The organism is Fulvivirga marina (assembly GCF_016775155.1).
Classification (GTDB): domain Bacteria; phylum Bacteroidota; class Bacteroidia; order Cytophagales; family Cyclobacteriaceae; genus Fulvivirga; species Fulvivirga marina.
The window spans coordinates 376,411-401,480 of sequence record NZ_JAEUGD010000066.1; the positions used below are offsets into that span (position 1 = coordinate 376,411).

At 39.1% G+C, this 25,070-nt stretch carries 21 protein-coding genes; 6 read left to right on the forward strand and 15 right to left on the reverse strand.

Going from position 1 to position 25,070, the window contains the following annotated elements; genetic code table 11:
* Positions 1-17: 17 nt before the first annotated feature.
* Positions 18-3,068, reverse strand: a complete 3,051-nt coding sequence (locus tag JMN32_RS22495) for a SusC/RagA family TonB-linked outer membrane protein (protein ID WP_202858633.1) — start codon at positions 3,066-3,068, stop codon at positions 18-20.
* 409 nt (positions 3,069-3,477) lie between these two features.
* Here JMN32_RS22495 and JMN32_RS22500 point away from each other — a divergent pair, with 409 nt between their 5' ends.
* From JMN32_RS22500 to JMN32_RS22510, 3 genes are all read left to right on the forward strand, one after another.
* Positions 3,478-4,509, forward strand: coding sequence for a LacI family DNA-binding transcriptional regulator (locus JMN32_RS22500; RefSeq protein ID WP_202858634.1), 1,032 nt, complete (start codon positions 3,478-3,480; stop codon positions 4,507-4,509).
* A 5-nt stretch (positions 4,510-4,514) separates the two neighbouring features.
* Positions 4,515-5,366 (forward strand): sulfurtransferase, encoded by an 852-nt coding sequence (locus JMN32_RS22505; RefSeq protein WP_202858636.1) that lies wholly within the window; start codon positions 4,515-4,517, stop codon positions 5,364-5,366.
* Between the two features lie 357 nt (positions 5,367-5,723).
* The gene (locus JMN32_RS22510) at positions 5,724-6,239 is read left to right on the forward strand and encodes a YfiR family protein (protein WP_202858638.1); all 516 of its coding nucleotides are present in this window, start codon (positions 5,724-5,726) and stop codon (positions 6,237-6,239) included.
* 246 nt (positions 6,240-6,485) lie between these two features.
* On the opposite strand, the gene rplT is transcribed toward JMN32_RS22510, so the two are convergent.
* The 12 genes from rplT to JMN32_RS22570 form a co-directional block, all read right to left on the reverse strand.
* Positions 6,486-6,830 (reverse strand): 50S ribosomal protein L20, encoded by a 345-nt coding sequence (gene rplT, locus JMN32_RS22515; protein ID WP_155176851.1) that lies wholly within the window; start codon positions 6,828-6,830, stop codon positions 6,486-6,488.
* 110 nt (positions 6,831-6,940) lie between these two features.
* Positions 6,941-7,135 carry a 50S ribosomal protein L35 gene (gene rpmI / locus JMN32_RS22520; protein WP_202858640.1) on the reverse strand — a complete coding sequence of 65 codons (195 nt, stop codon included), beginning with the start codon at positions 7,133-7,135 and terminating at the stop codon, positions 6,941-6,943.
* 24 nt (positions 7,136-7,159) lie between these two features.
* Entirely contained in the window at positions 7,160-7,723 is a 564-nt protein-coding gene (infC, locus tag JMN32_RS22525; protein ID WP_202859079.1) for a translation initiation factor IF-3, read from the reverse strand.
* A gap of 103 nt (positions 7,724-7,826) precedes the next feature.
* A complete protein-coding gene (gene thrS / locus JMN32_RS22530) occupies positions 7,827-9,761 on the reverse strand; it encodes a threonine--tRNA ligase (RefSeq protein ID WP_202858642.1) in 1,935 nt (644 codons plus the stop codon).
* Between the two features lie 16 nt (positions 9,762-9,777).
* Positions 9,778-10,875 carry a tetratricopeptide repeat protein gene (locus JMN32_RS22535; protein WP_202858643.1) on the reverse strand — a complete coding sequence of 366 codons (1,098 nt, stop codon included), beginning with the start codon at positions 10,873-10,875 and terminating at the stop codon, positions 9,778-9,780.
* 111 nt (positions 10,876-10,986) lie between these two features.
* Positions 10,987-13,497 carry a DUF5686 and carboxypeptidase-like regulatory domain-containing protein gene (locus tag JMN32_RS22540; RefSeq protein ID WP_202858645.1) on the reverse strand — a complete coding sequence of 837 codons (2,511 nt, stop codon included), beginning with the start codon at positions 13,495-13,497 and terminating at the stop codon, positions 10,987-10,989.
* Positions 13,498-13,541: 44 nt separating this feature from the next.
* On the reverse strand, positions 13,542-14,174 hold the full coding sequence (locus tag JMN32_RS22545; protein ID WP_317191797.1) for a SanA/YdcF family protein: 633 nt from the start codon (positions 14,172-14,174) through the stop codon (positions 13,542-13,544).
* Positions 14,175-14,206: 32 nt separating this feature from the next.
* Entirely contained in the window at positions 14,207-14,890 is a 684-nt protein-coding gene (locus JMN32_RS22550; RefSeq protein WP_202858646.1) for a TrmH family RNA methyltransferase, read from the reverse strand.
* 6 nt (positions 14,891-14,896) lie between these two features.
* Complete coding sequence (locus JMN32_RS22555; RefSeq protein WP_202858648.1) at positions 14,897-17,578, reverse strand: DNA gyrase/topoisomerase IV subunit A; 2,682 nt, start codon at positions 17,576-17,578, stop codon at positions 14,897-14,899.
* 77 nt (positions 17,579-17,655) lie between these two features.
* Complete coding sequence (locus JMN32_RS22560; protein ID WP_202858649.1) at positions 17,656-19,521, reverse strand: DNA topoisomerase IV subunit B; 1,866 nt, start codon at positions 19,519-19,521, stop codon at positions 17,656-17,658.
* A 172-nt stretch (positions 19,522-19,693) separates the two neighbouring features.
* Entirely contained in the window at positions 19,694-20,137 is a 444-nt protein-coding gene (locus tag JMN32_RS22565; RefSeq protein ID WP_202858650.1) for a hypothetical protein, read from the reverse strand.
* Positions 20,138-20,204: 67 nt separating this feature from the next.
* Positions 20,205-21,290 (reverse strand): transporter substrate-binding domain-containing protein, encoded by a 1,086-nt coding sequence (locus JMN32_RS22570; protein WP_202858652.1) that lies wholly within the window; start codon positions 21,288-21,290, stop codon positions 20,205-20,207.
* Positions 21,291-21,432: 142 nt separating this feature from the next.
* Between JMN32_RS22570 and JMN32_RS22575 the strand changes: the two genes are divergently transcribed.
* The 3 genes from JMN32_RS22575 to JMN32_RS22585 all read left to right on the forward strand — a co-directional run bounded on the left by JMN32_RS22575 (position 21,433) and on the right by JMN32_RS22585 (position 23,657).
* The gene (locus JMN32_RS22575) at positions 21,433-22,680 is read left to right on the forward strand and encodes a sterol desaturase family protein (protein ID WP_202858653.1); all 1,248 of its coding nucleotides are present in this window, start codon (positions 21,433-21,435) and stop codon (positions 22,678-22,680) included.
* 29 nt (positions 22,681-22,709) lie between these two features.
* The gene (locus tag JMN32_RS22580; RefSeq protein WP_238354590.1) at positions 22,710-23,054 is read left to right on the forward strand and encodes a hypothetical protein; all 345 of its coding nucleotides are present in this window, start codon (positions 22,710-22,712) and stop codon (positions 23,052-23,054) included.
* A 174-nt stretch (positions 23,055-23,228) separates the two neighbouring features.
* Entirely contained in the window at positions 23,229-23,657 is a 429-nt protein-coding gene (locus JMN32_RS22585) for an arsenate reductase family protein (protein ID WP_238354591.1), read from the forward strand.
* Here JMN32_RS22585 and JMN32_RS22590 read toward each other — a convergent pair.
* Both JMN32_RS22590 and JMN32_RS22595 read right to left on the reverse strand, forming a co-directional pair.
* A complete protein-coding gene (locus JMN32_RS22590) occupies positions 23,647-24,039 on the reverse strand; it encodes a hypothetical protein (protein ID WP_202858656.1) in 393 nt (130 codons plus the stop codon). The genes JMN32_RS22585 and JMN32_RS22590 overlap by 11 nt on opposite strands.
* The gene (locus tag JMN32_RS22595; RefSeq protein ID WP_202858657.1) at positions 24,036-24,863 is read right to left on the reverse strand and encodes a CvfB family protein; all 828 of its coding nucleotides are present in this window, start codon (positions 24,861-24,863) and stop codon (positions 24,036-24,038) included. The genes JMN32_RS22590 and JMN32_RS22595 overlap by 4 nt, the downstream gene beginning before the upstream one ends.
* Positions 24,864-25,070: the final 207 nt, after the last annotated feature.

Genomic DNA, 25,070 nt, shown 5'->3' on the forward strand with positions numbered 1-25,070 from the left:
TTATTCATCTTATTTGATTAAAAGCCCACATTGATACCAAGCATAAAGGCCTTCTCTTGTGGAGCTGTTAAATAGGTCACATTCGGGCTTAGATTCCTTCCCTGACGACCGTTATGGTCTCTTACAATTTCTGGATCAGCCCCCGGATATTTAGTAAAAGTTATCAGGTTAGTACCATTAAAGTAAACTCTGGCACTTCTCAGTCTCAGCTTGCTTACCAGATCAGAAGGTAGGTTATACCCTAAGGTCACATTTCTGATTCTGCCGTATGTACCATCATAAAGGAACTGTGTAGTGTTCAAATTCCAGAAACTTGCCAAACCTCCATAAGTGCTCGGCTCCATAGTTAGTCTTGGGAATTGAGCTACATCTCCTGGCTCTCTCCACCTGTCGACAATCTCTCTACGCATATTCCAGTCAGAGACTACTCCCAACTGTCTTTTTCCTGAATCATCGTAGATATTGCCTCCTATAGTGAAGGTAAAAAGTACACTTAGATCAAAATTCTTGTAAGTAAAGGAGTTGGTTATACCTCCAGTCCAATCCGGCACTACACTTCCTACAGGAACCCTGTCATCAAGGTTGAATTCATAAGTCTCATTACCCTCTTTATCAAGGAAAATAGGTAAACCATTTTCAGGGTCTACCCTCGAAAATCTGTTCAGGAAGTTAACACCTACCGGTAAACCTTCAACTACCCTGGTGTCCCCTGACCCGGCAATGGCATCAGGAGGTGTTGCTCCTATGTCAATAACCTCATTATCAAGACGAGAAGCATTAATATCAGTAGTCCAGGTAAAGGCACCTGTCAGGTTTCTCGTTTTAAGACCAATTTCAAAACCACGATTATTAATCTCTGCTATATTTTCGAAGTATCTTTGAAAACCTGTAGAAGCCTGCACCAACCTATCTATCAAAACATCTGTTGAATTTTTATCAAAATAGGCCAATTCAGCCACTACGCGGTCCTCGAATAAACCTAATTCAAAACCAAAATCATATGTTCTCTGAACCTCCCACTGAAGATCCGGGTTTTCAAGTCTTACCGGGAATATTATAGGCTCCTGGTTATAAGGATTACCGTCGTTCCCTTCGCGTCTTTGGAAAGTACCCCACCTCTGGTAATTAGGGATATCTGCATTACCGGTAATACCCCAACTCGCTTTAAGCTTCAGGAAATTCACCACATTGGAGCTAGGGAAGAAATCCTCCTCTGATATTACATAGCCCAGACCCGCGCTGGGGAAGAAACCATAACGGTTATTCTGTCCAAACCTGGAAGAACCATCTACCCTGGCCGAGGCTTTCAGAAATATCTTATCTTTATAAGCATAGTTAATTCGTCCGAAATAACTTATAAAAGACCAAACTTCATCAGGAGCAGTTTCATATACGGGGTTAGATAGTTGTTTACCCTCTCCGTCCAAACCACGATCTGGAATAGAAGGATCTTCATAGAACGGACCACTTACTCCAAAAGCTTCTATTTTGTTCCATTTTTCAGTGAGTGAACGTTGGTACTCCCCCCCTACCAGAAAAGTAAACTTATTATTATCTTTTAGAGTGTAGTCATAAGAGGCTGTACCAGATATAGTATAGTTAGTCACCCAGGTAGGATATCTTCTCGCTATATTTTCAGTATTTGTCCATTCTGCAGGCTCAAACTGATCATCTTGCAAATCCATATAATCCAAACTACCTGATACATTGATATTCAATTTATCAATGGGCTCATAAGCAAGTGTCAAAGTTGAAATTGATCTATTCTCTCTACTTCTCCAATCTACCAGCTCCTGTTTTCTTACAGGGTTATTCCCTGCAGTATAATAGGTACCGTCAGCATTTCTTACAGGATAAATAGGCAAAGCATCAGACATAGCCGCTCCAAGGCCGCCATCCCACGAACCACTCACTCGGTTATTTATACCCTGGCTCAATGAAGTAGTCAGACTAGCTTTCAGGTTATCCATAATATTGTAATCGAGATTTACTCTTCCACTAAACCTTTCATAGCTGTTCCCGTTCAAAAAGCTTTCGTTGTTGCTATAGGAAACCCCTACATAGGAGCTCAGCTTTTCATTCCCCTGAGTCATAGAAAGGTTATACTCTTGCTTAAACCCTGTTTGCGTAACAAGGTCAATCCAATCAGTATCCGTCTGTCTTGCCTGCTCCCAGGTAATTCCTCCGGGAAGGTCTGCTAAACCAACATTTCCATCATTCTCCCATGCTTCTTGTCTTAACTGAAGCCATTCCTCTGAAGAAAGAAGGTCTACCTCTCTGGAGGGTTTCGAAATACCCAGCTTAGTGCTGAATTCAAATTTAGGTTTACCTGTTTTTCCTCTTTTGGTGGTTATGAGGATAACACCGTTTGCTCCCCTGGACCCATAAATCGCAGCAGCAGATGCATCTTTCAAAATTTCTACCGACTCGATATCATTGGGATTGATTGTTGCCAGCGGGTTATTATTAAATGCTCCGCGGTCACCATTCAGAAAATAGTCTTGCGTAATGGGGATACCATCAACAACATAAAGTGGGTCTCCCCCAGCACTAAGGGATGCAATACCTCTTACTCGAATCATTGATCCCGAACCAGCCGTACCACTACCTTGGATCACCTGAACACCTGCTGCTTTACCTTGCAGTGCAGCCTCAAAACTAGGTACAGAAATAGTGGTGAGATCTTCGCCCTCAACTTTAGCGATTGAACCTGTTACCTCTCTTTTGGTCTGTACACCATAACCCACTACAACCACTTCAGCCAATTGGGTAACATCAGCTTCCATCGATGCATTGATTACTGACCTTCCGTTTACAGGCATTTCTATCGATGTATACCCTACATACGAAAATATCAGGGTAGCATCAGAGGCCACTTTTATGCTATAGTTACCATCTACATCGGTAACTGTTCCATTGTTGGTGCCGGACTCAATTATATTGACCCCAGGCAGGCTCAGGCCATCCCCGGCATCAGTAACCCTACCCGATATGGTCTGTTGTTGGGCGTAAACCATTGAGGTTGTGATGCTAAGGATCATAAAAAACAGTAGTAATTTTTGTTTCATAAGCTCCATTTTAAAATATAATTTTTTTAAGATTTAGGGATTGACAGTAAGTACGTTAAAACCCATCCTAAGGTGCTTTGCAAACGTTTGCGTACAGTCTATAGATTAATTTTTTTTATAATTACATAATCATCTCTTAACTAATCTTATAAAAAATTCATTACCAACAAATTTAAAAATCCCCTTTTTTCGCCGTTTTTCCATGACACCGTCACCGCAAACGTTTGCGGAATATCATTAGTTTTTTAGCTACTCTCCTTTTGTCTTAAAAACATAACCACTTGACTATCACCCATATCAAATATTGTATTTTTTATAGAAATTGCACTTTTCACACATCTCTCCCCTTTTCTTTCTTAACACAGCTGCTTTTGTTATATTGCCGGATCAATTAGCGGGCCCCATTCGAATGAAAAATTCTCAGGTTACTATCAAGGATATTGCAAAAGAACTTGGGATCAGTTCCTCAACTGTTTCCAGAGCTCTGAAGAATCACCCCAACGTTAGTCCGGAAACCAAAAAGGCTGTCACTGATCTGGCAGAAAAGTACAATTATCAACCGAACTCCATTGCTCTTAGCTTAAGAAGAAGCAAGTCCAACACCATCGGAGTTATAATACCTGAAATTGTTCACTTCTTCTTCTCAACAGTTATTAGTGGAATTGAAGATATCGCCTATAGTGCAGGTTACAGCGTTATAGTGTCGCAATCCAATGAGTCGTACGACCGGGAGGTAATAGATACCTTTGCCTTATCAAAAAACCGAGTAGATGGCATACTGATTTCAATGTCAAGAGAGACCACTAAGTATGACCATTTCGAAACCATACACAAGCGTGGCTTGCCCATCGTATTCTTCGATCGTGTATGTGATGCCATCAACTGCAGTAAGGTGGTTGTTGATGATTTTGATGGAGCCTATCAAGTTACCAGACACCTGATCCAACAAGGCTTTAAAAGAATAGCTCACCTGGCAGGTCCCGAGAATTTAATTTTGAGTAAACACCGTATGGATGGTTATAAAAAGGCGCTGAAAGAACATAGTCTCGAATTTGATGAATCTATTATAATACGTGGCCGTGCTGCAGATAATGAAACTTTAGCCAAACAACTGACAACTCAACTTCTCAACTCTGCTAATCCTCCGGATGCCATGTTTGCTATCAATGACAGGGCTGCACTTGGGGTTATGAAAGCGGTTAAAGAAAAAGGACTCAAAATACCTCAGGATTTTGCGATTGCAGGTTTTAGTAATTGGGAATTTACTGCAATGACTGACCCGGCAATTACTACTGTTGATCAGCCTGGCTTTAAAATGGGACAGGAAGCAGCCAAACTACTCATTAGAGAGATTGAAGCTGAAAAAGATGAGGTTATCGAGCCTGAAATCAAAATACTAAAGACTGACCTGATCATTCGTGGTTCTTCTGTTGCCGTGTAAACCATATGACCAAGACTTACAGCCCTCAATTACCATTGATAGTAAGCCCTCAATGGCTTCATAAAAACCTCCATGACTCAGAACTGGTAATTCTGGATGCCAGCCCTAAGCATAACAAAGCTGGAAAAACTAGCAATGTTGATACTTTATATATTAAGGGATCCAGGGTATTTAACCTAAAAGTTTTTAGCTCATATGAGAGCAACCTACCTTCAATGTTGGCCTCTCCTGAAGTCTTTCAAAAAGAATGCAGGAAACTTGGCATCAACAATACGAGCAAAATTATCGTCTATGACAATCTAGGAAACTATACCAGTCCTCGAGTTTGGTGGATGTTCAGGGTCATGGGGCACAATAACATCTCAGTGTTGGATGGAGGTCTTCCTGCATGGGTTAAATATGGGTTTGATACGGCATTATTCCCTGACAAAATCAACAGTAATGGAAATTTTACTACCAACTATACACCAGAATTAGTCGTAGGAACAGCCCAGGTCATTGACAACCTCAGCACGAAAGATGCTCTCCTCATTGATGCACGTACTGAAGGACGTTTTAAAGGAATAACTCCCGAGCCCAGAGAAGGCTTAAGAAGTGGGCACATCCCTCACTCCATCAACATTCCTTTTGAACAGGTACTTAACGATGGTTTCTTCAAAGCTCCCGAAAAATTACAACAGGTCTTTGGTCAATCAATCCAAGGGTGTACCCCTTTGATCTTTTCCTGCGGATCAGGTGTAACAGCCTGCATTGTTCTTATGGCCTGCGAACTAATATGCAAGAATGATAAAGCTGTTTACGACGGTTCCTGGACAGCGTGGGCATTGATGGACGACCTACCTATCCAAACTGCCTGAGAACATATGCTCACCTCTCCTTTCATCACTCAATGCAATACCCACTAATTGCATCAGCCGCCGCCTCAGAACCAAGCTCTCTGAAACTCTTAAAGTCTCTACATGCATTAAATTTATCATTCAAATTATTTTTTGCATCACCTATCATATAATAAATTCTGAGATCATTAGGGTAATGGTGAGCGATTGTCAAGTCAGTACAACTAAGCAACTACTTTTAGCCACTGGTAAATAGAGTTCCTTGCCAACTTCCTATAAACCATAGCCTTAATGCTTCCTTGAATTGTCATTAATATTGAGGTAATGCTCCTTACTTAACTTCGCTGATGAACATACAAACAACAAAAAACCAAAAAGATGAAAAGAAAGTTGGTATTACTTTTGGGTATCCTTCTAGCCGCTAACGTTAGCGTATCGGCACAACAAAATTATAAAGCTAAATTTATCAATGCCTTTACCCGGTATATGAACTGGCCTGACCAATCAAAGCATGGCTTTTTTAACATTGGAGTATATGGTTCATTTGATCTATATAAAGAGATTTCTGAGGAAACAATGGGACGCTCAGTGGGTAACCAAAACGTGGTAGCCATAAACATTTTAAAGGAGAACCAACTGGACCTTACCAAACTGCATATACTCGTTGTTGGAAGGAAATATTGTACTCCCGAAAACCTGAATAGGATTACATCAAAGTTTTCTAATAGTTATACCTTGATAGTTACTGAAGACAATGGCATTCTTAACGGCGCTGGCATAAGCTTTCAAAACAATGGCACGGCTTTAGGCTTTAAGTATAACCTGGATAATATTAACAACAAAGGAATAGCCGCTAGTGGCCAATTTAAAAGCATGGGACAAGGAGTTAATTAACACATAGTACCCTCCAGAGCTCCCCTACTCTTTTCCGCTTCCTGTTACATAGCAGGAAGCTCTCCTTTCAACGGTTATGACGCTGAACAAACTAAGACCTCCTTACATTCCTATTCTCCTCACCTTAATTAAGAAGCATCCCCGTAGTCTCAACTAGCAGGCTATATTTTACCTTTTAAAAACTATTTTGTGTATAAACAAAAAAGGCTGCCAATGGCAGCCTTAATAATACAGATCGGGTTAAACTTATTTTACTTTTTTTACGATAGCTTCGAAAGCTTCTGGGTGATTCATTGCTAAGTCAGCAAGTACCTTTCTGTTAAGGTCGATATTTGCTTTTTTAACATTACCCATGAACTGTGAATAAGACATACCATGCAGTCTTGCTCCAGCATTGATTCTTTGAATCCACAATTTCCTAAAATCTCTCTTTTTTGCCTTTCTATCGCGGTATGCGTAAGTCCAACCTTTTTCGACAGCATTTTTCGCTACCGTCCAAACGTTCTTTCTTCTACCAAAGTAACCTTTGGCAGCTTTTAGTATTCTTTTTCTGCGCGCTTTAGACGCAACATGATTTACTGATCTTGGCATTTTGTTAATTGTTTTTGGTCAATGGCGTCTGTCATAAGCGTATTAACTTGTGACAACACTTTAAAGCCAATTAACCTGGTTATACATTTTAAAACCTAGTTATTACCGGCTTAGATATTAAGCATGGCCTTTACGTTAGGCTCATCTGACTTATGAACTAAAGCCATTTTTGTGAGATTTCGCTTTTGCTTAGTCTCTTTTTTAGTCAGGATGTGGCTTTTGAAAGCATGCTTTCTTTTAATTTTGCCAGTCCCCGTCAGCTTGAATCTCTTCTTCGCTCCTGATTTTACTTTTACTTTAGGCATTTTAAATATTTATTTTGATCTGTACTATTTCTTTGATTTGGCTGGTTTAGGAGCAATGAACATTGTCATTCGCTTACCTTCCAACTTAGGCAATTGCTCTACTTTGCCGTAATCTTCGAGCGCCTGAGCAAACTTTAACAAAAGTATTTCCCCACGCTCTTTAAAAACGATTGTTCGACCAACAAAGTGTACATACGCTTTTACCTTAGCCCCTTCCTTCAAGAACTTCTGGGCATGGTTCAATTTAAAATTAAAGTCATGCTCTTCAGTATTAGGACCAAAGCGAATCTCTTTAATTACGGTCTTCTGAGCTTTCGCCTTTATTTCCTTCTGTTTTTTCTTCTGCTCGTACTTAAACTTCGAATAATCAATAACCTTACAAACCGGAGGATCAGCCTTTGGAGAGATCTCTACGAGATCCAAGTTCTGCTCCCTGGCCATTTTTAAAGCTTGTTCGATGGGATATACATCCACTTTTACATTCTCACCAACAACCCTTACCTGGCGTGCAGTGATCTTCGAGTTTACTTTATAGGGCTCCTCAACTCTCCCTCGAAAGCCCCTTTTCTGAAATCTTTGTTTACTAATTTTAACCTCCGTAGTTTAGTTCGAAAAAACAGGTTGCAAATATCGCTATATTATTTGAATAAGTCAAAATGTATATAGCTTTTCACTATTATGCAATCTAACCCTAATTAAAGTCAGACGCACTTGCTTGCTGAAAATGTTCAACAAATTCAGCCAACGGCATACTACCCAGATCGCCTTGTCCATGTCTTCTTACAGAAACACGACCTTCATTCTGCTCCTTCTCTCCCACTATCAGCATAAATGGCACCTTTTTAACCTCAGCATCTCGTATTTTCCTACCTATTTTCTCGTCCCTGTCATCAACGAAACCTCTGATATCCTTTTCTCCCAGCTTACTAAAAACTTCCTGTGCATATTCATGATATTTTTCTGAAATAGGAAGTATCGCCATCTGATCCGGCGCCAGCCACAATGGGAAGTTTCCTCCACAATGCTCTATCAATACAGCCACAAATCTTTCCATTGATCCAAACGGAGCTCTGTGGATCATTACCGGGCGGTGTTTTTGGTTATCAGCTCCAGTATACTCTAACTGGAATCTTTGAGGCAGATTATAATCTACCTGTATTGTACCTAATTGCCACTTACGCCCCAATGCATCTTTTACCATAAAGTCAAGTTTAGGGCCGTAAAATGCAGCTTCACCAAGCTCTGTTACAGTTTCTAAACCTTTCTCATCGGCAGCTTCTTGTATTTCACGCTCTGCTTTCTCCCAAAGTGCATCATCTCCGATATACTTGGCCTTGTTTTCAGGGTCTCTTAATGACACCTGAGCAGTATAGTCTTTAAAGCCTAATGCCTTGAATACATAAAGTACAAGGTCAATTACTTTTATAAACTCCTCCTTCACCTGATCTGGGCGACAGAAGATATGTGCATCATCCTGCGTAAAACCACGAACCCTGGTAAGTCCATGAAGTTCTCCACTTTGCTCGTACCTGTATACCGTACCGAACTCCGCATACCTTACGGGTAAATCTTTGTAAGATCGGGGTTTGTGCTTATAAATTTCACAATGATGAGGACAGTTCATCGGTTTTAACAAGAATTCCTCATTTTCATTCGGTGTCTTTATAGGTTGGAATGAATCTTCCCCGTATTTCTCATAGTGACCTGAAGTAACATAAAGCTCTTTAGCTCCAATGTGAGGCGACACCACTGGGTCATACCCAGCTTTAACCTGAGCCCTACGCATGAAGTTTTCAAGACGCTCTCTCAAAATAGTGCCCTTAGGTAACCAAAGCGGTAATCCTAAACCTACCTTTTCAGAAAAGGTAAATAGCTCCAGTTCCTTACCTAGTTTTCTATGATCACGTTTCTTGGCCTCCTCAAGCCTTTCCAGGTGTTCTTTAAGCTCTTTCTGCTTAGGAAAAGAAACTCCATAAATCCTTGTCAGCTGCTTCCTGTTTTCATCACCCCGCCAGTAAGCACCTGCCACATTCATTAGTTTGATGGCTTTTATTACACCTGTATGAGGTACATGAGGACCACGGCAGAGGTCAACGAAGTTACCCTGCTCATAAAAAGTTATCTTACCATCCTCCAGGTCCTGGATCAGTTCAATTTTATATTCATCACCTTTCTCTTCAAAATACTTTAAAGCATCGGCCTTGCTGACATCTTTTCGTACAAACTCATTCTTATTTCTGGCCAGCTCAAGCATTTTTTGCTCTACTTTTTCCAGATCATCCTCCCCAAACTCTTTGTCTCCAAGATCCACATCATAGTAGAAGCCATTTTCAATAGGAGGACCGATACCAAATTTCACCCCCGGATACAGTTCTTCGAGAGCTTCCGCAAGAAGGTGCGCTGAAGAATGCCAGAAAGTGGACTTCCCTTCATCATCATTCCAGGTCAACAATTGCACCGCTGCATCATTGCTAATAGGCCTGTTTGAGTCCCAAACTTCGCCATTCACTTTCACTGATAGCACATTACGTGCAAGTCCTTCACTAATGCTCATGGCAATATCATGACCTGTTACTCCCTGCTCATACTCCCTGACCGAACCATCAGGCAATGTTATTTTGATCATTATTTAAATCTAATTTCTAATTATCCTGTAATTCCTTTTTCTGTACTGGAGGCGGAACATTTTCCAAGGCTCTACGCTGTTGCTCCAACCGCCACAAATATGCAACTTTTCTTTTCAAATTGTCCAATTCAGTAATAGCTAAATTAAATGTAGAATCAGACTCCACTATTAGCTCATACACATCAATGGCTTCCTGATACTTACGTAATTTATCCAACGACCTCGCCACTACCAATTGTGCATCAAGGAACCCCTCATTCCTCATAAAGGCTTTCTCCGCCATCACTCTTGAAGAATCATACTCCCCCATAAGATAGTAGATGTTTGACAATTTATACAAATTCATATAATCATCCCGCTTAGAAGCGATATATTTGAAAATTTGCGCTGCACTATCTAACAAGCCTGTCCGCTGCAACAAATCTCCCTTTCTTTCAAGGAAACCCAGGTTCTCAGGCTCTTGTTCAATAAGGTGATTAAGAAGACTAAAAGCCCTCTTCACGTTATTTCTCGCAATGTTTATGTCTGTCAACACTATAAACGGCTTCTTAAATGCCTTATTTAAGGAGATAGATTTTTCAAAGTTGGTAATAGCCTCAGTGGTATCTCCCAATGACAACATGATCTGTCCCTGTAAAGTATACGACTCTGCTGACTGATTTATACTTGTAAGCCTACTAATAGCCTCCTTTGCCTTGTTGCCCATCCCGAGCCTCATGTATTCCTCAGCAATTATTTGATAAAGCTCGTGATTGATATTTCCCATACTTTCTGCAAGTAGCAGGGCTTTAACTGCTTCTTCCGGCTTATTTAGCTGTTGATATATCTTGCCTTCCATAAAATGGTATTCGGAGTAGTCTCCCTTTATATCAACCGCCTTTCGAATATTTCGCTGAGCCTGGCTATAGTTACCCTGATCAAAATAAACTTTACTTAACTGGTAAAATACTTCAGGGTTATCAGGGTCATCATCAGCCAATTCACGAAGGTATTCTAACGCTTCATTAGGGTTTACTTTTATTTCGGTGTCAAGCAGCGCATCCTTGGAGTGCTCTACACACCCACCAAAGAGAATACCGCATAAACCTATAATCAGCTTTATCTTTAACGACATGAATCATTCAAATAACCTACACAAAAATAATGGAATGGTTAAGGGATAAAAATCAACATAGTTTTATTTTCAAAAATAAGTTATGACCTACCAAAAAAAACAATAAATCGTTTATAAAATAAACTGGAAGCTAATTTTAATACCAAATTTATCCACATCAGGGTTATCAAGATAATTGAGCCTATGTAGAAAATCTACACGAAGTACTTTGAGAATATTTTCAACACCATACCCTACTTCAACATAGGGTTCATTTTTACTAAAAGATCCTATTGGTTTCACAACCTCCCCATCCTCCGTAAACTCAGGGATTAAGGCCTGATTTTCTTCTCTCAGCTGACCATATATAACATTGGCTGTTGCCAACAATCTCCACTTTAACTTTTTCATAAGCGGAATTCTGTTTAAAAGAAACCCTTCAAAGTGGTGGTTATATTTAAGATATGCATAGCTATCACTAGCAAACTCTGAAAAGTTCATAAGGTTAAATGCCGCAGAGGTATAGAATAGAGACTCATTACCAATATGAGCCTTAAGCAAAGGGTATGGTAAAGTTTCAAAAATATGTTCACCTGTAATAGAGAAACTCGATGTACCAAAGAATCCCATTTTCATATTTTTAGTAATATTAACTCCCAATTTGTTATAGTTAAAATCACTATTCATCACCCCTTTTAAACCTCTGGTATATCTTAGAGTAACTATTGGCCATTTCTGAGTCCCCAAGCTTATACGCTGATTATCATTCTGGACAAACACCTCATCTTTAGCAAACCGTGTTTCCAGAATTAATTCTGAGGTTTGGAACTCATCAGCAATTGGTGAATCTGCCTGATCCGGGTTAGTATAGTATGCAAAGTTGTACAGAGGATCAAACGTACGATACTGGAAACTCGCCTTTTGTGTAAGACCTTTAAAAACCTCTCTTTGAAAGCTCATCTTAGCCTGGTGATACTTATAAGGCCTGATCAGATTACCAAACTTTGTTGCTGCCAGGAATATATAATTATCTAGAAGGTCATCCGCTGACAGCCCCACCTGATCTATATCTTTGGTATATTCAGCCCTCAGCAAAGTCCATCGGTCCCGATCAACAATCATTTCAGCAAATCCCCGATATTTAAACTCCTGATCCTCGGTACCGTAAGCCACTCTACCTCCAAACACGAACTTATCGCTAAAATCAATATTTGTCCGTGCTCCTATTTGAAAGCGATGTCCCTCCACTGTATTATTAGCATAAAGAGACAGGTATGGTCCCACGTCAAACTTCCCTACTTTCTTATATCCATTGATGGCTACTTTAAGTATCTCGGTATAGGTTTTCACCACCGGAATGTTCTTGAGAGTGTCTATCATTTTATAAACACTCAGTTCTGTAGGTGTTAGTGGTTCATGACGGTGGCTATCCCAGAAAGAATTATCATTGCCAATTTTAAAATCTTCTGCCACCTCTATGGGTTGAGCATAAAATTTAAGATCCTGAGGCGTATTGACCTTTATATTTTTATTGGAGGTGTAAAATTTGGCCAAAACTCCTGCCATATCCTTAGTTACCTCACCAATATCCAATAGCACTCTGTTTTTTACCGGAATCCATGGCCCGGCATCTGTTGGGGCCAACTCTTGCTGTATCTTAATCTTTTCAACGTAATTCAGGTTAGCTGTAGAAGAAACCGTTGCATCTATTTGTTTCAGCGCATATTCCCTTTTAGTTATCCACATTGTACCTTTAAAGGCCAGATCCTGTTCACTTTTCGGGTAAAAATCGAGCCTATAGCAATAGTCATCCCCCACATATGCACTATCTGTCAGATCATAATCATAATATAATTTCCAACCATCCGCAATCGGCGACACAAACTCTTTACCTACGATATTCAGCCAGTTTTGATAAAAGTTATACTCTTGGAATGATGAGCCTATAAATTGCGAGACTAAGGTACCGTCCTCAATACCCACTCCTGTAATTTTCGTTTTCTGAATTTTCTCGTGTTGTAGTTTAGGATTATTCCTGTAATAATATTCCGACAAACTCTCAGAAATAAATACTGGTAATACTGGTTTTCCATCCTCACCGGCTATCCGCTCCACACTATCCAATACCGTGGTAATCTTCTTCATGATCTTACGTTTCCGAAACTTTTCAGAAATATTATCTACATCTATTTCAATCTTAGTATAAGTTTCATATTCATAGGCATCCAAAGACCGCTTATTGTTATTGTCTTTATTTCTAACCACATTACGCAAAATCTCAAACGCCGGATTTTCACCCGCCACAAAAACAACCTCCTGAAGGCTCAGTACATTTTCCTCCAACTGATAATTAATCGTCTGGCTAGTTCCCTTCTTTACCGCTTTAGTCTTGGTAATATACCCTATATATGATGCGGCTATAGAATCTGTAGGCTCATTAGTTTCAAGCCGGTAATTACCTTCAAAATCAGTCGTAGTACCTACACTCGTACCTTTAAACACTATATTGGCAAAGGGCACAGGGTCTCCCGAGTTTGCATCTGTTACTTTTCCCGTCACTACAGTTTTCTGAGCGTACCCGGAAAGTGAAACAAAAAGAAAAAGGCTGAAAAATAGTAGCCTTAAAGATTTAATGTATTCCAATTTTCAACTAAAAAATTAATAACACGAATTTACTTTTACCGAAATCAGATGTCAAGGGTTTCCTTTTTACCTAAAAATTTTGGTTCTCTATTTATTATGTAAAGATCCCACACTGCCAGCATTCGTGCAAGATATTCTCTAAATTGTACTTTTAATGATTTTTCAACTTCTTTGGTTGTCATAACCACTGCATTCATATCATAATGATTACTAATGAATAAGGCTCTATAACTATGAAAGGGCTGAGTGATTATTATGACGTTTTCCTGCCCGAAAATTTTTTTACATCTCACGATGGAGTCAAGCGTACGGAATCCGGCATAGTCTAGTGTAATATCATCAAACGGCACGCCTAACTTCACTAGGGTTCTTCTCATTTTTTCCGGCTCATTATAATACCTTGTAGCATTATCACCACTCACGAGTATATGCTTTACTTTACCCGTATGATACAATCTGGCTGCAGTTTGCATCCGCTCATAAAAATATGGATTAGGGTTTCCGTTGATCAACCGATGGCTGGTACCCAGCACCAAGGCAACCTGAGAAGGTTCTATATCATCAATATCCTCATAGACATGGCTAACTGTACTCAGGTAAACCCATATATTGCCCGTAAGTAAAACCATAAGTGCCGAAAATATGGAATACCCTATTACCTTCAGTATGATCTTCACAAAACGCATGACTCAGTTTGAACGAAAAATCTTCATGAATGATTTACCGATTTTAAAAATTGTTTCTCAAGAATTTCCGATCGACCTACAATTGCCCTATACCAACTGAGTTTAATTTCGTTCTTTTCGTTTTCCGTTAGCCCCCAGTTTACTTCTGATCTAAATAGCTTTTCAATAAGTATGTTGGCACATATCGCTGCACTAACCGAGATATTCAAGCTTTCACTAAACCCATACATCGGTATAGTCACTAATTCATCAGCCTCGCTTTTTGTAAATTCTGATATTCCCGTTATTTCGGTACCAAAAACCAGAGCTACCGGCTCTGTCATATCAACATCATGCAAAGAAATACACCCTTTCTCCGGAGAGGTTGCTATAATTTTATACCCATTCTCTCGAAGTGAATCAAAACAGACAGCTGCATTATTTTCTTTATCCTGATAGCTGCAAATATTGATCCATTTAGACGCACCATGAACAACTCTGGGGTTGAGTTCGAATGAATGCTTATCTTCTATAATATGAAGATCCTGAATACCAAAGCAGTCACAAGTACGGACCACAGCACTTGCATTCTGTGATTGATAAATATCTTCCAAAACGAAGGTAAGATGCCTTGTTCGACGCGACAGCACTTCATCGATCAGCGCTTTCTTATGTTCAGTCACATATTTGCCTAAAAAGTCAAGAAGCTGAAGTGAAGTTTTGTCCATTTTCTATCAAAAGTCCAATTCTATAGTATCTCCAATCCCATAGTCTCCATCACTCTTCCTTTTTGCTGCATCAGATCCTTCAGGAGCTTTTTCTACTTTACCTACCTCTTCGCTATTGTTTTCATTAACGACATCGCCTTCCTTTTGAGTCTCTTCTTCCTTTTCAAAATCTTCCCCCCCTATATATTTCACTTTCTTAATAGTCTCAGAATGCAATCTATTACCTATCGCCTTCCAACCTTTGACCTCAATAACTTCGTTAAGTGCTACCTCTTCTTTAAGTTTATCTTTGCTCTTCCCTTTAACATACTCCACTTCAACCAATGGCCTATCTTTGGTGGATACTGCTATGAGTTTTGAACCTGATGATTCGCTAATAAAACTAAAAGCCTTATTAACTGAAGTCGTTTCAATTTTGAATCGCTTAACAAAGTAATTTTTGCTGTCACCGTCATAATGAACAGCCGAGATCACTTTTTTCGGGTCAAACCTTTCAATAAGCATCACTTTCCCCGGTTCATATCTATTTGTCAACTCATAGGACGTCAACTCATAGGTTCCATCTTTATAGATCACAAGAATATTATCGTCACCATTAAAATTACCTATAAGCGTACCTCTCTCATCTTTATTTAACCTCCCGACAACTTCATCGTACCAAATATCCAAGCCACTCAACGTTGATACGCCTTCAGATTTTAATTCAATTCTTCTGACAGGATACTTAGTCAGTATATTACCTCCTGCTCCTCTTCCTTTGATGTCCAGATCTGCAAAATCAAAATCAAAGACCTTCTTTCTGGCTGAACTACCCGAGGTAAGCTTTACATTGATAACCTCTGCCTCTCCATTAGGATTTGCACTCAAATAAAGTACTTTTGACCCCTTATTGCCTTTGGTGAGATCATATTCCTTATCTCTGGTAACTGCAGTGACGTTAAACCGTTTGATCATAGAACGTCCGGTTTTTCCATCAACATAGACCAAATTGTAGGTCATACGTTCATCACCTTTCTTCCAAACTCCCACATGTAGTATACCTTTCCCCATAAACACCTTTTCGGATATCCGGGAAACCACGCACTTACCATCCTTTCTAATAACGATGATATCATCCAAGTCCGAACAATCTGTTACAAACTCATCTTTTTTAATACCATAGCCCACAAAACCATCTTCGCGATTAACGTATAACTTCTGATTATTTGCAGCTACAATAGTTGTATCTATTGAGTCAAATGATTTGATCTCAGTTTTTCGCTCACGGTCTTTGCCATACTTTTCAAGTAGTTTTCCATAATAGTCTATGGCATATTCAATAATATGAGCCAGATTATATTCTGTTTCTTTAAGTTCTTCCTCAAGCTTTCTCAGCATTTCATCAGCTTTAAAGGAGTCAAACTTAGAAATACGCTTAATTTTGATCTCTGTAAGTCGAACTATGTCTTCCTCTGTAATCTCACGATAAAATTGAGGTTTATAAGGGTCTAGACCTTTATCTATGGTATCAATTACCGCCTCCCAGGTTTCACACTCTTCAATATCTCGGTAAATGCGATTTTCGATAAATATTTTCTCTAATGAAGAAAAGAGTATTTTCTCCATTAATTCATGTTTTCTAATCTCAAGTTCCTGAGTAAGTAGGTCCACTGTTTGGTCAGTGTTCACCTTGAGGATCTCTTCTACCCCAATAAAGTGAGGCTTTTCATCAATGATTACACAAGCATTTGGAGATATGGAAACTTCACAATCCGTAAAAGCATACAGTGCATCAATGGTAATATCAGGAGACTGCCCGGAAGCTAAAGAGACCAGTATTTCAACATCCTTAGCTGTATTATCCACTACCTGCTTAATCTTTATCTTACCCTTATCATTGGCTTTGATAATGGACTCAATCAGACTCGTAGTGGTAGTACCATATGGTATATCCTTAATTACAAGGGTTTTCTTATCATATTCCTCTATCTTGGCCCTTACTTTCACCTTTCCACCGCGTACTCCATGATTATACTCAGAAAAGTCGGCCATACCTCCTGTTGGAAAATCTGGGTAGATTTTAACTTTTTTATCCTTTAGTAGATCAATAGAGGCCTTAATCAATTCACAAAAGTTATGAGGAAGTATCTTGGTAGAAAGCCCTACCGCAATACCTTCAACTCCCTGAGCAAGGAGCAAAGGGAACTTAACGGGCAAAGTGACGGGTTCTTTCTTTCTTCCATCATATGATAGTTGCCATTCGGTAGTTTGAGGATTATAAACTACATCCAAAGCAAACTTTGACAAACGAGCTTCGATGTACCTTGGTGCAGCAGCGCCATCTCCAGTCCGTATGTCACCCCAGTTACCCTGGGTTTCTATTAGAAGATCCTTCTGACCCAAATTTACAATAGCATCACCAATGGAAGCGTCACCATGTGGATGGTATTGCATTGTACTACCTATAACATTAGCAACTTTATTGAAACGTCCATCATCCATCTCCTTGAGAGCATGCATTATACGCCTTTGTACGGGTTTAAACCCATCCTGAATGGCGGGCACCGCTCTTTCAAGAATTACATAAGATGCATATTCAAGAAACCAATTCTGATACATGCCCGATACCGGGGTAACATCATGAATTTTGTCCTCGTCATTATGTTCTTCTAATCCGTTATTGTTGCTGTCTAAATTATCCTCTGCCATTTTTATTTTAAAAAATACTTATAGAAACAAGACCTTCCGACATATGCTTGCTGCAGATGAAGACCTTTAATATAAATTTAAGCTACAAGTCCTTCTACCGGGTCTTTTTCGACACGAAGGTTATCAACAATAAACCCTTGCCTTTCTGGCGTGTTTTTACCCATGTAGAATGACAATAGCTGTCCAATAGTGGTTTCTTTATTTAATATGATGGGGTCCAGGCGGATGTCTTCACCAATAAAATTACCAAACTCCTCAGGTGATATCTCTCCAAGTCCTTTAAACCGGGTTATCTCTGGCTTACCTCCCAATTTTCCAATGGCCTCTTTTCTCTCTTCGTCAGAATAACAGTATACTGTTTCTTTCTTATTTCGTACTCTAAAAAGCGGCGTATCCAGAATATAAACATGTCCCTGTTTGATCAATTCCGGAAAGAATTGAAGGAAGAACGTAAGCAATAATAGTCGAATGTGCATACCGTCAACATCGGCATCAGTGGCTATAACTATCTTTCTATATCTCAGGCCTTCAATACCATCTTCAATATTCAGTGCATGCTGCAATAGATTAAACTCTTCATTTTCATACACCACCTTTTTTGTAAGGTTAAAGCAATTCAAGGGTTTACCCCTCAAACTAAAGACAGCCTGGGTCTGTACATCCCTGGACTTAGTAATGGAACCACTGGCAGAATCTCCCTCGGTAATGAAGATCATAGTTTCATCAGCCCTGCCTCCTTTTTTATCATTATAGTGAACCCTGCAATCTCTAAGTTTCTTATTGTGTAGGTTAGCTTTCTTTGCCCTATCATTAGCCAGTTTTTTAATTCCGGCTATTTCCTTTCTCTCTCTTTCTGATTGTAGTATTCTTTTCAATAGAGCGTCTGCTACCTCCGAATTTCTATGCAGGTAATTATCAAGCTCGGTTTTCAGGAAATCATTAACGAATGTTCTCATGGTAGGTCCATCCGGGCCAACATTTTGAGATCCCAGCTTCGTTTTAGTCTGCGACTCAAAAACCGGCTCCTGCACCCTCACAGCTATAGCTCCGACTATTGAAGCCCTGACATCCGTTGCGTCAAAATCTTTTTTATAAAAATCCCTTATTGTTCTAACCACAGCTTCTCTTAAAGCAGCCAGGTGAGTACCTCCATGTGTAGTATTCTGTCCATTAACAAAGCTATAGTACTCTTCACCATACTGATTACAATGGGTCAATGCCACTTCTATATCATTACCCCTCAAGTGTATAATAGGGTATCTCAGATTTTCAACATCTGTCTTACGCTCTAACAGGTCTTTAAGACCATTCTCAGAGTGAAAGCGTTTACCATTGAAGTTGATCGTAAGGCCGGCATTTAGAAATGCATAGTTCCAAATAAGATCGTTGAGATACTCTGGTATAAAATGGAAGTTCTTAAACACAGTCTCATCTGGCTCAAAAACGATTAAAGTTCCGTTTCTACCACTAGAGCTGGTTACTTCCTTATCATTAACTACGTTGCCCTGCTTGAACTCGGCCATTTTAGTCTGTCCGTCTCTGTATGACTGCACCTTAAAATAATTAGAAAGGGCGTTTACAGCTTTGGTACCTACACCATTCAGACCCACCGACTTCTGAAAGGCTCCCGAATCATATTTACCCCCCGTATTTATTTTGGATACACAATCCACAACTTTACCTAACGGTATCCCTCTACCATAATCTCTCACTTCTACCCTATGATCAGTGATTTTTATATCAATAGTTCTACCGTATCCCATCATGTGCTCATCGATACAGTTATCTACTACCTCTTTAACAAGAACATAAATACCATCATCCTGAGCTGATCCATCCCCTAGTTTACCAATATACATCCCTGGTCTGAGCCTGATATGCTCTTTCCAATCAAGGGACTTAATACTGTCTTCAGTATATTCAAAATTATTCTCTACAGCCATTTAATTTAATATTATGTCTACTACTCGACAGGCGAATAAACACCAATTTTAAGATTAATTCAAGCATTTAAAAAGAAATGAATTCTCAAGGCATCTCCAGTAAGAATTCACATAGAAGTACCTAAATATCAGATAATTAGATTTTTAGTCTATAATAATTAACCAGAATTCATTAAGAGGATGCCTGGTGTCGGATCAGCAATACAGGAAGTGCTATTACCCATATAACTATCAACCCCAATGCCACATAGATCATATAACCAAAATTATCATAGTCAAAGTTCTCTCCACTATTGACTAATGATATAAAGTTCCAAATTACAATAAAAAAGAAGTTAAGTACTCCGGCAAGACTTAACTGCCAGTTCGTCATTAAAGCGTTTAATGACTCCTTTCTGTACCTCAAAGATCTAGACACGGTATATAAGGAAAAGTTGGCCACTACCAGCACGGCCAGAGATAAATAAAAGAAGGTTTCGCGACTCATATATGACATTCCCCCTCCGGTTTCAATTTCATAAGCAACCTGCTCTGGTAAACCAGCATAAGTATATAACAATACGGCTAAACCAACAATTAATGAAAGAAACCAGAAAGCTTTAACTAATCGCGTCATATAGAATCAAATTTTTGTGCGAAGTTATGTTTTTATTTAAAACAGAAGGGAGCAATTGCTAATTTTCTTATTTCTCCAAATCATACTCACCCAAAATCACTCTCCATTCTCTTCCATTTATTTCACTAAGCAGAACTGGATTAATCCTCCCTCTTAGCTCACTATTTTTGGGCAACGAAAAGCTATAGTATTGCGTTGCAAATTTAGAGGGGATAACAGCCACCTTAGAACCAAGGTCCAAATTCTTTATAGTGTACTTCATAATAGGCTCATCGTAAACAACGGCATTTACCTTTTCTCCTGCCAATTGTTGAAGGGCCATTTTTAAGTTATCTGTTTCTTCATGACCTATATTATTGTTTTCAAGGTATTGCTGCCCTGAAGATGCTCTTACGGCCAAAGTATGTACCTTCTTCAGGTCTTTAGGCCCTTTTACTGCAAACTCGAGTTCATTAACCGTAAGCGAAGAGGCTATACTTGCTGTAAAACCACTAATTATAATAATTGCCGTAAACATCCATATTAATGCTACTACTCTTCCTCCAATGGTCTTTGGCGATTTATCCCCATACCCTACAGTTGTCATGGTTACCGCAGACCACCACAGGCCATTCCATATGCCTTTCATACCTGGACCAAACTCTTCTTTATTTTGGCCCCTCTCAAAGAACCATACCAGTACACCGAAACTCAACAATACCAGTAACAGCAGTAAAACTGCCTTAAGGAATGCTAATGAAAAGAAATTAGACAAGAATGACAGCCATTTATTCTGTTGACTTTTATCAACTGCAATAGCCAGGTTGGTAATAAAAAATGGTTGTGTAAAGTCGAACTGTTCCACCCGCTGACTGGTTACTGTCAATGGGTTAATACATACGTCAACTTCACCTTGCCGCAAAGCACCCAACAATCCGTTCAGGTCATATTCCTTATATTCAAAATCGAGCCTTAACTCTTTCGCAATATTCTCCCACAGAGCTATGCTAATGCCGGAGTACTGTCCATTTTCCTCCTTGATAATAAAGGGCGGTGTTTGCTTTACTCCTATAATCAGCTTTTTATTTGGCTGCTCCTTTGCTTCCTGAGCATTTAGCTGGCTTGTTCCTGTAACAATTAAAAAAAATAAAATGGTGAGAAGTCTGATAAGCATTTTTACCGGGGTTCGTCGTTTTATACAATCCAATTTATAAACTAATGTTAGCCAGACCATATCATTTTACCAAACCATGTTTTAAAAAACAGAGATTTAAACTAAATTTATTTAAGTTTAGTTTTTTAATAAAATCGCCCCAATGGATATTAACCCAATAGTTCTCTCTATTCCTATTTATTTTTTGCTCATCGGAATAGAATTAATCATTCAACAAATCTCTAGAAAAAAGATTTACCGGTTAAATGATGCCGTAACAAATATAAGCTGTGGTATCACTCAACAGCTTACCGGAGTATTCTTAAAAATTGTTGGAGTCGGTGTTTATTACATGGTTTATGAATACCTGGCAATATTTGAGATCCCATCTAACTGGCTAACCTTTGTTATATTATTCTTTGCAGTGGACTTCTGCTATTATTGGGCTCATAGAATGAGCCATGAGATCAACCTTTTCTGGGGTGGACATGTGGTACATCACCAAAGTGAAGACTATAATTTTTCAGTAGCTCTTCGCCAGGGAAGCTTTCAGATTCTTTGGACCTTTGCATTTAACCTCCCCCTGGCGGTTATCGGTTTTGATCCTGTAAATTTTGTATTTGTTTCGGCTTTGGTTACTATATACCAATTCTGGATACACACCGAGACCATTGGTAAAATGGGGTTCATTGAAAAATTTATGAACACACCTTCTCACCACAGAGTACACCATGGCAGAGACCCTAAGTATATTGACAAAAACCACGCAGGAGTATTCATTATTTGGGATAAGATGTTTGGCACCTTTCAAAAAGAGGAAGAAAGGCCTACTTATGGTATTACGAAACCCATTAACAGCTGGAACCCAGTCTGGGTCAACCTGGATCACTATGTATGGATGTGGGGCTACTTAAAGAAAATCCCTAAATGGAAAGACAAACTAAAGTTTATGTTCTACAAACCCGGATGGTTCCCCGAATATATGGGTGGATATCAACCCGCGCCTGAGATAGATAAAGCACATTATAAAAAATTCAATACACTTACCCCTACCCCTCTTAACCTCTACGTACTTTTCCAGTACTTAATAGCTTTAGGAGCAACCGCATTCTTTCTATTTCAGCAGGCTAATTTCTCATCTTGGGAGAAGATCGCTTTTGTTGTTGCTATCATAGCCACTATCATGAATTGCGGGGCATTATTTGAAATGAAAAATTGGGTATGGTTACTTGAAAAGGCAAGAATATTGGCACTATCAGCTGGTGTTATTGCCTTGTCATATTATTTAAACCTGAACCACTGGTTTATCATAGTTTCTATTGCTTACTTTGTCGTATCTATGAGCTGGATGATTTTGCTCAATTTTTCTGTAAATAAGAATCAACCTTTAGTTACCCTAAAAGAATCTTGAAATTAAAGTATTGTATTTTCCTGATTATAATGGCTGGCCTTTATTCGTGCAATAAGCCCGTTGATCTTCCCAACTTTGATGAAAGCAAATGGCAAAGCGATCACAATGGCTGTTTAGGTAGGCGATTGCAAATGATGAATAACCTTAAACAATGCAAAGAACACATCAAAGGCCTGACTGAGGATGAAATAGTTCAGGTTTTAGGTAAACCTGACAAAAATGAGCTATATAAGCGGAACCAAAAATTCTATATATACGAAATAGCTAATGCGACCGAATGTGAATCAAGCAATGAAGAAGCTGAACATATATACCTCAATATACGCTTCAATGCCACTGGTTTAGCAAAAGAAGTATTAATATATAATGATTAACCTTCCGAATGAAAAAAACCATATAATCATCTAAAAATCAAAAGTTTATGATTTTTATAGAATAAAAAACAATACCATTCGAATCCTTACTGCCTGTAAACTGTTATGAGAAGAAAGGGGCTTTATTTTCTCCCCTTTTTTTTGTAAATTATAACATACCTAATTTTGATTTATATGAGCAGTATACAATTTCACCCCAATGAACTTCTCTTGATTTATCATGACCCAAGTTCAAGTACAGGCAAGCAAACACGCGCCTATGCACGATCAGTAAGCAATCACGTCAATGAAGTCGACTTACATAATGTACGCTTTACAACTACACTGTGGAAGGAGATTCTTAATATGTTAGATTGCAAGCCAAAAGATCTGCTCGACAAATCTAACCCTGAGTACCAGGCCAAAGTAAGAGGAAATACTTTTACTATGACCGGATGGTTAGAAGTACTCATGAACAACCCTCATTTACTCAAAGCTCCAATAGCAGTATTTAATAACAGGGCTGTGGTTTGCCAAAAGCCTACCGATATACTTAAGCTTGAGGTAAATAGCAGAAGTTCATCAAAAGTACCTCCACACCTTCGCCCAAGAGTTATTGAGTAGCATCAGGCCCTGACACTGTCAGATCCAGATATACCGAGTCTTGCTGCAGCAGCAGTTCGAAAATATAAGTATGAGGATTAAAGGCATTTGATTTAAAATGCTCTAAGATGCCTATGCTTTTTCCTTTATAGTAGACCATGAATGTATTGCTCCCTCTGGCTTCATAGAGGACGTCAAGTTCACGCCCCTTCTCAAAAATGGTAATCGTATCTCCGGCAGCATCAGATGTCCAATCAATATGAACCCATGCAGGGTCAGCCTCTCCTCTGACATTAAGTAAAACATGGTTAGCAAAAAAGTATCTCCGAATGCTATCCTTGCTAAGATAAGTTAGCCAGAATATAACAGTGCAAATGCTCAGAATCCAAACAACAGCCCTCATTTTAACCGGATGCCGTCTGATTCAATATTGATAACCTGATCTTTGTAAAGACCTCCAATAGCTTTTTTAAAAGCCTTTTTACTCATATTAAACTGTTTGGTTATAGCTTCAGGTTCAGACTTATCATGGTAGGGTAAAAAACCACCATGCTCACGTAGATTTTCCAAGACCACCTCTCTATTTTTATCAATTGCATCTACCCCGATCGAATTTAACGAAAGATCTATTTTCAAATCTTCCCTAATCTTCTTTATAAAACCTGTTTTCTCATCACCAACATTGATAGGCTCAAAAACTTCATTGCGATAGATAAGACCCTTATGCTTATTGTTAATGACAGCTGAATACCCTGCCTCTGTCTCCGCATAAATCAGCAATTGAACCTGATCACCTTCTTTAAGTTCTTCAAGATTCGCATTGCTCAAAAAGGTATTGATCTTACTTACTCCTATAAGCCGATCAGATTTATAATCAAGACAAACTCTTACAATGTAGTTGCGCCCAATTTGAAATGGGGTGTGCTGCTCTCTATTGGGTACAAAAAGATCCTTCTCCAATCCCCAATCCATAAAAGCTCCATGAGGTGTAAGGTCTTTAGTGGTAAGCGAAACAAAGTCCCCTACTTTACCTTTAGGCTCCAATGTGGTAGCCAAAAGTCTGTCTTCAGAGTCTTTGTGAATGAATACCCTAAGGATATCCCCCACTTCCGTCCCTTCCGGAACATATTTTAACGGCAAAAGGATTTCCCCTAGTTCTGAATTCAGATAAACCCCAAAGTCTACTTCCTTGCCAACTTCGAGTTCGTAATAGTTACCTATTTCCATAACTGCAAAGCTACACAAAAAGAGGCAGCAACAGACATGCTTTTATCATGCCCTCTGTATTCTTTTTTCTAACCGCATCACTATCTCCATTAATAGCTACTCCTGGCTTGTAGACCTATTCCATAATTACCTCTTAGCAGTCCCTAAGCAAGTTGCACTACATCACGTCTTAAGATGAATTTCTTAAACCCTATAAACATCATAACA

Excerpts from the sequence above, each read along its gene's own strand:
- JMN32_RS22495 (WP_202858633.1), bottom strand. The coding sequence starts at position 3,068 with ATGAAACAAAAATTACTACTGTTTTTTATGATCCTTAGCATCACAACC.
- JMN32_RS22500 (WP_202858634.1), top strand. The coding sequence starts at position 3,478 with ATGAAAAATTCTCAGGTTACTATCAAGGATATTGCAAAAGAACTTGGG.
- JMN32_RS22505 (WP_202858636.1), top strand. The coding sequence starts at position 4,515 with ATGACCAAGACTTACAGCCCTCAATTACCATTGATAGTAAGCCCTCAA.
- JMN32_RS22510 (WP_202858638.1), top strand. The coding sequence starts at position 5,724 with ATGAAAAGAAAGTTGGTATTACTTTTGGGTATCCTTCTAGCCGCTAAC.
- rplT (WP_155176851.1), bottom strand. The coding sequence starts at position 6,830 with ATGCCAAGATCAGTAAATCATGTTGCGTCTAAAGCGCGCAGAAAAAGA.
- rpmI (WP_202858640.1), bottom strand. The coding sequence starts at position 7,135 with ATGCCTAAAGTAAAAGTAAAATCAGGAGCGAAGAAGAGATTCAAGCTG.
- thrS (WP_202858642.1), bottom strand. The coding sequence starts at position 9,761 with ATGATCAAAATAACATTGCCTGATGGTTCGGTCAGGGAGTATGAGCAG.
- JMN32_RS22535 (WP_202858643.1), bottom strand. The coding sequence starts at position 10,875 with ATGTCGTTAAAGATAAAGCTGATTATAGGTTTATGCGGTATTCTCTTT.
- JMN32_RS22550 (WP_202858646.1), bottom strand. The coding sequence starts at position 14,890 with ATGGACAAAACTTCACTTCAGCTTCTTGACTTTTTAGGCAAATATGTG.
- JMN32_RS22555 (WP_202858648.1), bottom strand. The coding sequence starts at position 17,578 with ATGGCAGAGGATAATTTAGACAGCAACAATAACGGATTAGAAGAACAT.
- JMN32_RS22560 (WP_202858649.1), bottom strand. The coding sequence starts at position 19,521 with ATGGCTGTAGAGAATAATTTTGAATATACTGAAGACAGTATTAAGTCC.
- JMN32_RS22565 (WP_202858650.1), bottom strand. The coding sequence starts at position 20,137 with ATGACGCGATTAGTTAAAGCTTTCTGGTTTCTTTCATTAATTGTTGGT.
- JMN32_RS22570 (WP_202858652.1), bottom strand. The coding sequence starts at position 21,290 with ATGCTTATCAGACTTCTCACCATTTTATTTTTTTTAATTGTTACAGGA.
- JMN32_RS22575 (WP_202858653.1), top strand. The coding sequence starts at position 21,433 with ATGGATATTAACCCAATAGTTCTCTCTATTCCTATTTATTTTTTGCTC.
- JMN32_RS22580 (WP_238354590.1), top strand. The coding sequence starts at position 22,710 with ATGGCTGGCCTTTATTCGTGCAATAAGCCCGTTGATCTTCCCAACTTT.
- JMN32_RS22585 (WP_238354591.1), top strand. The coding sequence starts at position 23,229 with ATGAGCAGTATACAATTTCACCCCAATGAACTTCTCTTGATTTATCAT.
- JMN32_RS22590 (WP_202858656.1), bottom strand. The coding sequence starts at position 24,039 with ATGAGGGCTGTTGTTTGGATTCTGAGCATTTGCACTGTTATATTCTGG.
- JMN32_RS22595 (WP_202858657.1), bottom strand. The coding sequence starts at position 24,863 with ATGGAAATAGGTAACTATTACGAACTCGAAGTTGGCAAGGAAGTAGAC.